Here is a 12548-nt window from a genome sequence, read left to right as displayed (position 1 = left end):
GGCGGGTCGGGGCGCGGGCGACGCGGGACCGCCGGCCGCCGCGGGCGCGGACGGGGCGTCAGCCATCGAGGGCGAGGGCGTAGGCGAGATGAGGCCGGCGGCCGGCGCGGACGGGGTGCGCCCCTCGGCCACGCCGGCCGAATTGTGTTCGCTGACGATCGTGGGCAGGGTGTGCCGCTGGGCCACTGCAGTCGCCGGTTCGTCGCCGGTCGCCGAGGACGTTGGCGAGGGCGAGGCGCCCGTGCTGGCCGCGGCGGGCGTGGGCGAGGCGGGGCCGCCGGCTGTTGCAGACGGGGTGCGTTCGCTGGCTGCCTCAGGCGCGGATGAGGCGTCAGCCGTCGAGGGCGTGGGCGTGGACGTGGGCGAAACGGGGCCGCTGACCATCGCGGACGGGGTGTGCCGCTGGGCCGCTGCAGTCGCCGGTTCGTCGCCGGTCGCCGAGGACGTTGGCGAGGGCGAGGCGCCCGTGCTGGCCGCGGACGAGCGGCGCCTGTCGTCCGCGTGGGAGCCGAGGGCTTCCCCTTCGGTTCCCTGAATTCCCGCCGGCGCAGCGTCTCTTCGGCTCATTGCCCCCGCTCCTCCATGATGAGGGCGATCTCCTGGGCGTTGATGCCCACCATCGCCTCGCCCAGGTTCTCGGAGAGGGCGGCCAGCAGCTCGGCGTCCTCGTAGTTGGTGACGGCCCTGACGATGGCCTCGGCGCGGCGGGCCGGGTCGCCGGACTTGAAGATGCCGCTGCCCACGAACACGCCTTCGGCGCCCAGCTGCATCATGAGCGCGGCATCTGCCGGCGTGGCGATGCCACCGGCGGCGAAGTTGACCACGGGCAGCCGCCCCTCGTCATGCACCCGGCGCAGCAGGTCGAGCGGCACCTCCAGCTGTTTGGCGGCCTCGAACAGCTCGTCGTCGCGCAGGGCCTGGACGCGGCGGATCTCGGCGTTCATCGCGCGCAGGTGGCGTACGGCCTGCACCACGTCACCGGTGCCCGGCTCGCCCTTGGTGCGGATCATCGACGCGCCCTCGGCAATGCGGCGCAGCGCCTCGCCGAGGTTGCGCGCGCCGCAGACGAAGGGCACGGCGAAGCGCGTCTTGTCGATGTGGAAGATGTCGTCGGCGGGGGAGAGCACCTCCGACTCGTCGACGTAGTCGATCTCGATGGCCTGGAGGATCTGGGCCTCGGCGAAGTGACCGATGCGGCATTTCGCCATGACGGGGATGGACACGGCGGCCTGGATGCCCTTGATCATGGCCGGGTCGCTCATGCGCGAGACGCCGCCGGCCGCGCGGATGTCGGCGGGGATGCGCTCAAGGGCCATGACCGCGCAGGCACCCGCCTCCTCGGCCACGCGGGCCTGCTCAGGCGTGGTGACGTCCATGATGACGCCGCCCTTGAGCATCTGAGCTAGCTGTCGGTTAAGGGTCGCCCGCTCGGCGACCTGCTGATTATCCATAGGGATCCTTCCGCTCGACGATAGGGACATCTGAGAGGGTAGTGGCTCTGTGGTCTTGTTGATATAGTCAGATCGTGAGTTTTTAATAGGGCCAGAAGTGCCTGCAAGCGCGCTCGCAGCCGCGAAAGGCGCGAGGCGCGATGGCGGTAGCGTGCGAGGCGCGACGGGTGCGTGAGACGACGTGAGGGGGCACGGGGTATGGCGGCGGTCGTGAGGGGGCACGGGGTATGGCGGCAGTCGTAAGGCGCGATGATGCCGCGAGAGGAGTGCGAGGCGCGGGCCGCGGGAGGTGGTGCTGCTGCGAAGGACGCGAGCATGGGCGCGAAATGCGGGCGCGGGTGGAGCGCGGGGCACGGCGAGAGGGCGGGCCGCGAGCGGCCTGGGCACGGGGCGCCCCGCGCGTGCGGGACGGCGTCTGGCGTCGGCGACGCGAGTGCTTCGAGCGAGGTCGCCGCACGCGTGCAGGCAAATGTTTCACGTGAAACATTTGTTTGCAGAGCGCGGAGGTGCAACGTTGCGAAGGATGGGTTTGAAGACAGGGCGATAGCGATTGTGGCCGTCGGAAAGGACTTTCGAGGTGGCGGGTTCTGGCAGGCTGCGCGTGGGGAGTGTTTCACGTGAAACATTCGTTTGCGACGAGAGGGGGCTGCGATGCTGACCTACGAGTTGCGGCGTGAGGGCGCGGGCACGCTGCAGGGGCAGCTCTATGCGTTCATCCGCGCGGACGTGGAATCGGGCGTCATCGCGGCGGGGGAGCGCCTGCCCTCCAGACGGGCGCTCGCGCGGCACCTGGGCGTGAGCGTCATCACCGTGGAGGGCGCCTATGGGCAGCTCGTCGCCGAGGGTTACCTGGAGTCCCGCGAGCGTCGGGGCTTCTTCGCCGCCGACATTCCCCGCGCGCCCGCTTACGGGGTCGTCGGCGTCGGTGCCCAATGCTCAAGCGGAGTGCCTGTGAAGCCGCTGTCAGACGCGGTTCCGGCCGCGGGATCGACTGCGGGTGGAGGCGCAAACGCGAGCGCCGCGCGCTCGGCTTCGCTTGAGGCACACGGCGGAAGTGGGTCAGGCGGCGCCAAAAAGGGCAAAAACACCCTGTTGACCTGCACCGATGGTGCTTCTCGCGCAATATCCTCAATCGAGAATATCACCTTCTCAAGCCCCGCCCCGTCGCGGGCGTTTGCAGCAGGCTTCTCGGGTCCCGCCCCGTCACGAGGGCCTGAGGCGGGCTTTTCAAGCCCCGCCCCGTCGCGGGAGCTTGTGGCGGACTTCTCGGGTGCGACAGCGGGGGAGGGGCTGTTTCCCTACGCGGCTTGGGCGCGTACCATCAGGCGCGTGCTGGCGGATGAGTCGGAGCGCACGCTGCTGGCGGCGTCGGGGCCCCGGGGATCCCTCGCGCTGCGGAGGGCCATCGCCGATCATCTGCGCGGATTTCGCGGCATGGTGGTCGACCCCGCGCAGATCGTCGTGGGCGCGGGCGCCCAGGCGCTCTATCACCTGCTGGTGCTGCTGCTCGGGCGGAGCCGTCGATTCGCCGTGGAGGATCCGGGCTACCCGCGGCTGGCGGCTACCTATCGGGCCGAGGGAGTGTCGGTGGCTCCCGTGGCCCTGGACGCCGAGGGCCCCTCGCTTTCTGCGCTGCGCGCATCGGGGGCCTCGGTGCTGCACTGCATGCCGTCGCACCAGTTCCCCACGGGGCTGGTCACGCCGGCGCCCCGCCGCTACGAGCTGCTGGCCTGGGCCGTGGAGGAGCCGGGGCGCTACCTCGTCGAGGACGACTACGACTGCGAGTTTCGCATGGCGGGCCGTCCGCTGCCCTCGCTCCAGAGCATCGACGGCGCCGAGCGGGTCATCTACCTCAACACGTTCACCAAGAGCCTGGGCGCCGCCTTCCGCATCGGCTACATGGTGCTGCCGCCGCATCTGGCGCGCGCGTTCGCGCGTGACCTGGGATTCCACGCGTGCACGGTGGGCGCTCTCGAGCAGGCGGCGCTCGCGCGGTTCATCGAGTCGGGCGACTACGAGCGCCACGTCAATCGCACGCGCGCTCGCAGCCGGCGGGTGCGCGACGCCCTCCTGGACGCGCTGCGGGCCACGCCGGCCGCCGACCGCCTGGCCTTCGAGCACGTCGACGCCGGGCTCCACTTCGTACTGCACGTGCGGGGAATGGACGCTCGCGGTCAGGAGGATCTGGTGGCTCGCGCCCTGTCCCGCAGCGTGCGGATGGCGCCGCTGGCGTCCTATGCTTTGGGATCAGCGGCCGATCCGTCGTTGACCGGCCGCTTTCTCATGGCCTATGGTTCGGTTCAGGAGCAGAACGTGGCTGCCGCCGCCCGGGTGATAGGAGATGAGTGTGGCTAACATCGTGTCCTATCTCGCGCGCGAGCAGCGCACGTTCGAGGAGGAGCCGTTCAACATGGTGGATGGCCTGGTCATGGCTACGCTGGCCTACCTGCGCTATGAGCGCTACGATCGTCTGCCTGCCCGCCCCTCCGAGCCCTTCCGGCTCCACGACGTGCTGGCCCTCGCCTCGTGGCGCGACCTCCTCGCCGGCAGCTGGATGCGCGACGCCGCCGACAGCCGCTCCTTCCTGCGTGCCCTCATGGCCAGCCGCCGCTATCGCGACGCCTTCGTGTCCTTCTACGTCAGCGAGTCTTCCGATGCGGTGGAGAAGCAGTTCTCGGCCATCACCCTCACCGTGGGCGACGGCTGCGTCTACCTGGCGTTTCGCGGCACCGACGGCAGCCTGGCCGGCTGGAAGGAGGACTTCAACCTCTGCTTCATGGACGTCACGCCCTCGCAGCAGGCGGCCGTGGCCTACGTGTCGGGCGTGGCGTCGGCCCTGCCTGGGCGAATCGTGCTGACGGGCCACTCGAAGGGCGGCAACCTCGCCCAGTACGCGGCGCTCTGCGTGGCGTCGGACGTGTACGGCCGCATCACGCGGGTATGCAACTACGACGGGCCCTCGTTCCTTGGCGACCCGTCTCCGCGCGTCGGCGACCCGACGTATCGCGCGATGCTGTTCAAGGCCGTTCCCGAGTCGTCGCTGTTCGGCATGATCCTCGAGGACGGCAGCGACTATCACGTGGTGCAGTCGAGCGCCATGCTCATCTTCCAGCACGAGCCGTTCTCGTGGCTGGTGAGCGATGGTGACTTCCTCTACCGCGACGGGCTCACCCGCACGGCGCTGTGGGCCGATGGCACCCTCGACGGCTGGCTGAAGACGCGCACGCCTGAGCAGCGCGCCCAGTTCATCGACACCATCTACGACTTCGTTGCCGCCTCAGGCGTGAAGACCGCCGCCGATCTGCACCGTAACTTCGGGTCCATCGTGATGAGCGTGGCCTCGTCCACCGCCAAGCTCGATCCTGAGACGCGCGCGTTCATCCTGGACACCTTCAAGGCGCTCGTCGGCGTCGTAGGACGCGAGACGGCGAAGAGTATCGACCCGCGCACCCGCATTCGCCTGCCCCGTCGCCGTGAGAGCTACGACGGCTCCCGTCCGGCGGATTTCGCCCGGTCGCTGCGTCCTGCGGCCGACGGGTCGCAGCTCGCAGAGGCCGGCAAGCCGTCGCATGCGGAGCCCGACGGGCTGCAGCTCGCAGGGGCCGGTGGCCCGTGCCCTGCGAAGGCCGATGGCGTGCATCCTGCGAAAGCCGACGATCTCCGACTGGGGGAATGCGGGGCGTCCTTGCCGGTACCCTGCCCCTCCGCGCCGTCTCCGGAGGCTTCTCCCGCAGCGTGCGGCGGCGTGCTTGACAAAGACTAGTTAAAAGGTAGACTTTATCGCTGTAACGTGGACGGGGCATCGCGTCCCCGGCAAGCGCGTCCGCGAGCGCGTGAGCGTCCGAGAACGCACGAGAGAAAGAGGAACCTCATGAACGTGCATCGCAGCGTATCCGAGCTCATCGGCGACACCCCGCTGGTGGAGCTTGTCAACTTCGAGCGCGACCGCGGCCTGGGCGCCACGGTGCTGGGCAAGGTGGAGTCGTTCAACCCCGCCGGCTCGGTGAAGGATCGCATTGCCCGTGCCATGCTGGAGGCCGCCGAGGCCGCCGGCCGGCTCGACGCCGACACGGTCATCATCGAGCCCACCTCGGGAAACACCGGCATCGGCCTGGCGGCGCTGGCGGCGGCGCGCGGCAACCGCGTGATCATCGTCATGCCCGACACCATGTCCGTCGAGCGGCGCAACCTCATGCGCGCCTACGGGGCCGAGCTCGTGCTGACGCCGGGCGCCGAGGGCATGGCCGGCGCCATCGCGCGGGCTGACGAACTTGCGGCCGCTACGCCGAACTCGTTCATCCCCTCGCAGTTCACCAACCCGGCCAACCCGGCCGTCCATCGCGCCACCACCGGCCCGGAGATCTGGCGCGATACCGAGGGCGCCGTGGACATTCTCGTGGCGGGCGTGGGCACGGGCGGCACGCTTTCGGGCGCGGGCGCCTACCTCAAGGAGCAGAACCCGGCGATCCAGGTGGTGGCCGTGGAGCCGGCTGCCTCGCCGGTGCTTTCCGAGGGTCGTGCGGGCGCGCATAAGATCCAGGGCATCGGCGCCGGCTTCGTGCCGGATACGCTGGACACGGCCATCTACGACGAGGTGCTGCCCATCACCGACGAGGAGGCCTTCCAGGCCGGGCGTGACCTGGCTGCCCATGATGGGCTGCTGGTGGGCATCTCGTCTGGCGCGGCGGCCGCGGCCGCGGCCAAGCTGGCCCAGCGGCCGGAGAACGCGGGCAAGACCATCGTGGTGATCCTGCCGGACACGGGCGAGCGCTACCTCACCACCGCGATGTTCGACTTCTAAAGCCCGCCGCCGGGCGGAGGGGCTTGCCCCGAAAGCGACGCCGGGGAGGGGCTCGGCGTCGCTTTCGGGGCCTGCTGCCACGTTTTCGCCGCTTTGTGGCACAGATCGCCAGTTTGGTACGGTGGGACGCCCTAAGTGCGAGCAAAAAGTCATACTGGGTAAACCGCGACCTGGGAAAACGCCGATGCGTTCCCAGGTCGCTTTGCGTGATGCGGCAATCCGGAGGCGCGCGACCGTACCAAACTGGCGATCTGTGCCACTGAGAGCGGAATTCGTGGCAACGGAGGCGCGCCTGCCGGCGGAGGCGTCCGCCGCCCGCCACGAAGAGGGGCCCGCGCCCGCCGATGGGCCAACCTTCGCGGTGTGCCCGCCGGCCCGATGCGCCGCTTCCGGCCTGCGCCGCGCCTACCGCGCCTCGCGCCGGGGGCGCGCTGCGTCCACGAGCGCGTCGAACAGCGGGCCCATGGGGCCGTCGCCGGCGAAGAACTCGGGATGCCACTGCACGCCCACCATGAAGGCGCGTTCCGGATGCTCAACGCCCTCCACCAGGCCGTCGGCCCAGGCGCAGGCGCGCAGGGCGGGCGCCACGTCGCGCACGGCCTGATGATGCAGGGAGTTCACCGAGAACGGCCCCGGGCCCATCACGGCGCCCAGGCGCGTGCCCCCATCGATGGTCACCTCGTGCACGGGGCAGGACGGCGCGGCGGTCTGCCAGTGGTGGTGGCGGTCGAGCCCCAGGTCGGCGGGCAGGTCGACGTGCAGGGTGCCGCCGTAGTACACGTTCATCAGCTGCATGCCGCGGCAGATGCCCAGCACCGGCACGTCGTGTTCGTCGGCGAAGTTGAGGATCTCGTACTCCAGCGCGTCGCGCTCGGGCGTGAGCTGGCTCACGGCGGCAAAGGCCGGGTCGGTGGGGGAGGGCCCGTCGTAGAGCGCGGGATCCACGTCGTGGCCGCCGGTCAGCACGAAGCCGTCCAGGTGCTCGAAGAGGCTCGCGTAGGCGTCGACGTCCTCCATGAACGGCAGGATGACGGGGATGCCGCCGGCCGCCGCCACTGCCGGCGCGTAGTCGGCCGGAAGGCTGAGGAAGCGCTCCTCGGGGAACTGCTTGGCCACCAGTCCGATGAACGGGCGACGCGCGCCCGACGAGGCCCAGGCCCGTCCGCGGCGCGCCGGACGGGCGGCTGGGGTGCCGTCGTCCTCCAACGTCTCGGGCGCAACCGCGCGCACGGCCTTGGTGCACGGCATGCCGGTCGAGGCCGTGCAGAGCGGCACGGTCACGCCAGCCACCACCGTCTCGCCGTAGGCACGCAGGCACGTCTCAGGTGTCGCGTCCCCGCACATCCCCATGTCGGGCGAGGGCTTGATATCGTAGAGGGGCTCTTCCTTATGGCTCACGCTCAATCACCTTCCCACCGGGCGGGGCGTCGCGCGCGAGCCTCCCCCGCGGGGCTACTCGCTGCGCAGCGCCTCCACGGGGTCTTTCCGGCTGGCGCTCGACGCGGGGATGAGCCCCGCGATGAACGACAGGAACACGCTGATCCCCACCAGTATAGCGGCAGCCTGCCACGGCAGCTGCGCGACGTTGGGCACGTCGAAGAGCGAGTACACCACGGCGTTGACCGGAATGCAGACCAGCACGGTGATCCCCACGCCCAGCAGGCCCGCCACCAGGCCCTCGATGATGGTCTCGGCGTTGAAGATGCGGCTGATGTCGCCCTTCGAGGCGCCGATGGCGCGCAGGATGCCGATCTCCTTGCGGCGCTCGAGCACCGAGATGTAGGTGATGACGCCGATCATGATGGAGCTCACCACCAGCGAGATGGCCACGAACGCCACCAGCACGTAGCTGATCATGTTCACGATGTCGGTCACCGACGCCATGAGCGTGCCCACGAAGTCAGTGTAGGTGATCACCTTGTCGTCGGCGCCCTCGGCCTCCATCCGCGCGTTGTAGTCGTCGAGAATCGCGATGACGTGGGCCTTCGCGTCGAAGTCGACGGGGTAGATGTCAATGCCCGCGGGCTTGGCCGGGTCAGCGTAGCCGAGCGCGCGCAAGTTGCCGTCGTAGGTGGCGTCCTCCGAGGTCATGAGTGACATCATCAGGTCGCGCAGCTCGTCTTCGGTCATGTTCATCTCGAAGGCGTCGGCGAACGCGTCCGCGTCGATGGAGATGGCCGAGGCCATGTTGGCGCCCATCTGGGCCATGCCCTTCTGCATGGCGGCGGTGACCTGCGTCTCCATCGCCTTGGCCATGGTGGACATGTACGAGGTCATGGTGGAGGTCACATACCCCTGGAGCGCGCGTGCCACCTGGTTCTCCAGGTCCTTCTCCTGGGCGATCTTCATGGTTTGGGCTGCCACGGCTGCCTGGCCGGCGGGGGACTTGAGGAACTTCGCGAACGCACCGCCGAAGTCGGTCATGGCGGCGGCCTGCTCCTCGGGCGGCAGCGTCTTCAGGTAGGCCTGGAAGGCTCCCATGACGTTGGTGACCAGGCCGGACACCTGCTCATCGGACAGCTCCAGATCGAGCGAGCCGGTGAGCGCGGCCATGTCGGGCTCGGGGGCCGGCGGCAGGTTGGCCGCCACGCCCTGGAGGTTGAGCGTGTTCGACATGTCCACGGAGAGCTTGCGCTGGTCTATCTTGAAGGCCGCCTGGAGCGCCTCGGAGTTGATGGTGAACAGCGAGTCCATGTCGAATGCGCTCTCCTCGTCATCCTCCTCGCCGAAGGGCTTGCCGGTGAGCACGTTGACCGACGGGTCGGCCAGCTGGTCTTGGACGATCTGGGTGGCCGCGGCTTGATCGATCACGTGGGTCACGAGCGACGCGGGGTAGTTGAGGCCCGGCTGGAGCATGGTGGCCTTGGCGTCGGGCGACGGCGTGACGATGCCCACCACGGTGATGTCCTCGCCTGCGGCCACGAGCTCGCGCATGAAGGCGTTGTCGTCGGACTTGTCCACCCACACGCCGTAATCGGCGTCGTAGGTGTACCAGTCAGCGGCGTTGACCAGCTTGAACCGCACGTTCAGCACGTCCTCGTAGGACACCGGCTCGATGTCGTCGGGCACGATGACGTCCTCCTCGGCGGCGAACTGGCGCACCATTTCGTCGAGCTCGGCGGCGTCGCGCAGGCCCAGGGTGTAGAGCATGAAGTCGCTGATGCGCCCGCTCGGCGTGGTGACGAGCACCACCTCGTTGGACGCCTCGGGCCAGCGCCCAGCCTTCACGTCGTACTGCGACTCGTAGAGGCCCGGGTCGTCGGGCATCTCGTAGAACACGTCGGTGCTCATGGCCATCGACATGAGCGAGTTGCTCGAGGTGCCCGAGCCGATGCCGAGCGACGCCATCGACCGGTCGGGGTTCACCTGGCGCAAGTTGTCCACATTGGAGCTGAAGATCTGGGGCGCCACGTCGTAGGTGTAGTCGATGGCGTTGACATAGGGCTCGATGCCGCTCTCGCCGCTGTCGAGGTAGGCCTTGAGCGAGGCCAGGTCGTTGGAGCCCACCGAGCCGAACATGGTGGTGATCATCTCGACGACGCCCACCTCGTCTGCGGGGGCCTCGTCGCCGGTGCCAGCGTCACCGTCGGTCGTCGTGTCCTCACCGGCGTCAGGAGCGCTGTCCGGCACGCTTCCCAGCAGCATCGAGGTCATGTCGAGGCCGGTCGACATGATCTGGAGCGGGTACTCTGAGAGCGTCTCCTCCTCCACCGTCTTGATGTAGGCGTTCACGCCGTTGGCGAGCGAGAGGATGGCCGCGATGCCGATGATGCCGATGGATCCGGCAAAGGCCGTCATGAGCGTGCGGCCCTTCTTCGTCATGAGGTTGTTGAACGACAGCGCGAGCGCCGTGAGCGGGCCCATCGAGGTGCGACGCACCTTTTTGGTGGACTCGCGCATCTCATCGGCCGTGGGCTCGAAGGGGTCGGTGTCGGACCGGATGACGCCGTCGGCCAGGTTGACGATGCGTGTGGCGTACTGCTCGGCCAGCTCGGGGTTGTGGGTGACCATGACCACCAGGCGGTCCTTGGCGATTTCGGTGAGCAGATCCATGATCTGGACGGAGGTCTTGGAGTCGAGGGCGCCGGTAGGCTCGTCGGCCAGCAGGATCTCCGGGTCGTTGATGAGCGCGCGGGCGATGGCCACGCGCTGCATCTGCCCGCCGGAGAGCTGGTTGGGCCGCTTGTTCACGTGGTCGCCCAGGCCGACGCGCTCGAGCTCGGCGATGGCGCGCGTGCGGCGCTCCTCGCGGCTCACGCCCGACAGCGTGAGCGCCAGCTCGACGTTGGCGAGCACCGTCTGGTGGGGGATGAGGTTGTAGCTCTGGAAGACGAAGCCGATGCGGTTGTTGCGGTAAGTGTCCCAGTCGCGGTCCTTGTACTTCTTGGTGGAGATGCCGTCGATGATGAGGTCGCCGGTGTCGTAGTGGTCGAGCCCGCCGATGATGTTGAGCATGGTGGTCTTGCCCGAGCCCGACGGGCCGAGGATGGCGACGAACTCGTTATCGCGGAAGGCCACCGACACGTCGTCGAGGGCCGTCTGCGTGAAGCTGCCCGTGGTGTAGGACTTGCGAATGTGCTGGAGCTGAAGCATGGGGGAGCTGCCTTTCCGGTGGCTCGCGTCTCTGCGCGCAACCCCCGCGGGCGCACGCCCTCTTTTCTCGCCAGATAGTTTAGCTTCTAAACTATCTGCGCCGTCCAGAGACGGGCCAATCAACACATACCGGGCACATGGGGCGGCGTCATGCGCGGATTCGCGCGAAAAGTGGTCATTTGTTTCGAAATTCCGAGGCGTTTCGCTGCCGCGCGCCTCCTGTGGGTGGACGTGGAAAACCCCGACCTGGGGAAACGCTCTTAACGCCGCCCGGCGGGGCCGCTTTCCGAGGTGAACCCCTCGGAATTTCGAAGCAAATGACCAAAATGGGAACATTTTCGCGCAAGCCGGTGTAATAAGGAGACGAGGGGCCGTCGCCTGGGCGGCCGCAGGCGGGAGGGGGCGACCATGGGTAACGGAAGGCGCGACGCCAGCGCGCGCGGAGGCGCGCTGCGCAGCGGCATGGTGGCGACGGGCGTGGCGATGGCGATGGCCGCGGGATCACTGTCGATAGCGGAGTGCGCAACCGAGCGGCTCCACGTCTGGCCGAGCAACGAGGCAGGGCTGACCTACTGCCCCATCGGCGAGAAGGCGGTCGGCGCGCGCCCAGACCTGGAGGCCGTCATCATCAACGCGGGCATGCCTGACGAGCGGGTGGCCTACGTCTACGCCGCCGAGCTCGATGCGGCCCTGGGCGGCGACGTGTCCACGCCAGAGGAGGCGGCGGCCCCCCATGGCCGGGTGGGATGCGCGCGCGGCGGACGCCTACCATGACGCGCTGGACGCCGAGCTGGGCGCCCGCGCTGCGGCTGGCCGCGACGATGCCGCCGAGCTGAGGCGGCGTCTGACCTCGGTGGTCGCGCCGGAGGAGGATGCGACGGCCCTCGTCCAGCAGCTCGCGCCTGAGTTGTCGGAGAAGGAGGCCCGCGCGCTTCTCGACCGCGTGCGCGCCCGGGTACGCGAGCGCGCCGAGACGAGGCTCGCCGCCTATGAGCTGGACGGATCAACCGTCGCGGGCACCTACGTCGTCAGGGGCTTCTGATGCCCGACGCCGACCGCGCGGCCTTCGTCGAGCGCGCCAAGCGGCGCTACGGCGACGCGGTGTACTGCTTTGCGCTTCACCAGCTGCACGCCCCGTCCGAGGCTGAGGAGACGGCGCAGGACGTGTTCGTCGCCCTGTTTGCCTCGGGTAGCTGCTTACAAGACGAGCGCCACCTCCGGCGCTGGCTTATGAAGGCGGCGTCCTGTCGCTGCAAGAACCGCTGACGCGTCCGCAGCCGCCGCCCCGAGGACGCGGCCGACCCGCAGACGCTGGAGCGCGCGGGCGCGCGGGCGGCTCTCGTCGGCCCCGCCGAGCCAGATGGGCCGTGCGTAGGCGGAGACGCTGGCGAGGACGCGAGCGTGCTGTGTCGGCACGTCGACGCGCTGCCGCCGGTCCTGCGGGAGGTCGTCTACCTGTTCTCTATAGAAGAGTACGCCACGGACGAGATCGCAGCCATCGTCGGCGTGGCGCCGGCCACGGTGCGCACGCGGCTGCATCGCGCGCGGGCGCGGCTGCGGAAGATGCTGCGGGAGGAGGAGCGATGAGGTTCGACGACTACCGGTGCCAGCTGCGCGCCGTCCAGGCGCCTGCCGGCTGGGAGGAGGCCGTCCGGGCGCGCATCGCCGCCGCCCCCGCGCCCGCGGCCTCCGCCGCGCCCGCG

11 protein-coding genes and 1 pseudogene are annotated in these 12548 nt (G+C 69.2%); 9 read left to right on the top strand and 3 right to left on the bottom strand.

Features of this window, described 5'->3' with window-relative positions; genetic code table 11:
- On the top strand, positions 1-535 hold a 535-nt coding region (locus D1643_RS07465; protein ID WP_201751024.1), incomplete at its 5' end, for a hypothetical protein.
- 28 nt (positions 536-563) lie between these two features.
- Here D1643_RS07465 and pdxS read toward each other — a convergent pair.
- On the bottom strand, positions 564-1451 hold the full coding sequence (gene pdxS / locus D1643_RS07460; protein ID WP_201751023.1) for a pyridoxal 5'-phosphate synthase lyase subunit PdxS: 888 nt from the start codon (positions 1449-1451) through the stop codon (positions 564-566).
- A gap of 651 nt (positions 1452-2102) precedes the next feature.
- Between pdxS and D1643_RS12265 the strand changes: the two are divergent.
- The 4 genes and pseudogenes from D1643_RS12265 to cysK all read left to right on the top strand — a co-directional run.
- Positions 2103-2270, top strand: a pseudogene (locus D1643_RS12265) (GntR family transcriptional regulator); the annotation flags it as partial.
- A 435-nt stretch (positions 2271-2705) separates the two neighbouring features.
- Complete coding sequence (locus D1643_RS12260; RefSeq protein ID WP_370520315.1) at positions 2706-3806, top strand: PLP-dependent aminotransferase family protein; 1101 nt, start codon at positions 2706-2708, stop codon at positions 3804-3806.
- The gene (locus D1643_RS07450) at positions 3799-5214 is read left to right on the top strand and encodes an Mbeg1-like protein (RefSeq protein WP_160710022.1); all 1416 of its coding nucleotides are present in this window, start codon (positions 3799-3801) and stop codon (positions 5212-5214) included. Before D1643_RS12260 ends, D1643_RS07450 begins: the two co-directional genes overlap by 8 nt.
- A 108-nt stretch (positions 5215-5322) precedes the next feature.
- Complete coding sequence (cysK, locus tag D1643_RS07445; RefSeq protein WP_160710021.1) at positions 5323-6252, top strand: cysteine synthase A; 930 nt, start codon at positions 5323-5325, stop codon at positions 6250-6252.
- Positions 6253-6657: 405 nt separating this feature from the next.
- On the opposite strand, the gene D1643_RS07440 is transcribed toward cysK, so the two are convergent.
- Together D1643_RS07440 and D1643_RS07435 are read right to left on the bottom strand one after the other, a co-directional pair.
- The gene (locus D1643_RS07440; RefSeq protein WP_160710020.1) at positions 6658-7650 is read right to left on the bottom strand and encodes a gamma-glutamyl-gamma-aminobutyrate hydrolase family protein; all 993 of its coding nucleotides are present in this window, start codon (positions 7648-7650) and stop codon (positions 6658-6660) included.
- Between the two features lie 54 nt (positions 7651-7704).
- Positions 7705-10845: an ABC transporter ATP-binding protein/permease gene (locus D1643_RS07435; RefSeq protein WP_160710019.1), complete on the bottom strand. Its 3141-nt coding sequence runs from the start codon at positions 10843-10845 to the stop codon at positions 7705-7707.
- A 408-nt stretch (positions 10846-11253) separates the two neighbouring features.
- Between D1643_RS07435 and D1643_RS07430 the strand changes: the two genes are divergently transcribed.
- The 4 genes from D1643_RS07430 to D1643_RS07415 all read left to right on the top strand — a co-directional run bounded on the left by D1643_RS07430 (position 11254) and on the right by D1643_RS07415 (position 12432).
- Positions 11254-11619, top strand: a complete 366-nt coding sequence (locus D1643_RS07430; RefSeq protein WP_160710018.1) for a hypothetical protein — start codon at positions 11254-11256, stop codon at positions 11617-11619.
- Entirely contained in the window at positions 11579-11887 is a 309-nt protein-coding gene (locus D1643_RS07425; RefSeq protein ID WP_160710017.1) for a hypothetical protein, read from the top strand. The genes D1643_RS07430 and D1643_RS07425 overlap by 41 nt, the downstream gene beginning before the upstream one ends.
- Positions 11887-12111 (top strand): sigma factor, encoded by a 225-nt coding sequence (locus D1643_RS07420; protein WP_160710016.1) that lies wholly within the window; start codon positions 11887-11889, stop codon positions 12109-12111. Before D1643_RS07425 ends, D1643_RS07420 begins: the two co-directional genes overlap by 1 nt.
- A gap of 135 nt (positions 12112-12246) precedes the next feature.
- On the top strand, positions 12247-12432 hold the full coding sequence (locus tag D1643_RS07415; RefSeq protein WP_201751021.1) for a sigma factor-like helix-turn-helix DNA-binding protein: 186 nt from the start codon (positions 12247-12249) through the stop codon (positions 12430-12432).
- The last annotated feature ends 116 nt before the right edge of the window (positions 12433-12548 follow it).

The sequence above is a fragment of the Enterorhabdus sp. P55 genome (assembly GCF_009911695.1).
Taxonomy (GTDB): domain Bacteria; phylum Actinomycetota; class Coriobacteriia; order Coriobacteriales; family Eggerthellaceae; genus Enterorhabdus.
This window is presented reverse-complemented; position numbering and strand designations above follow the sequence as displayed.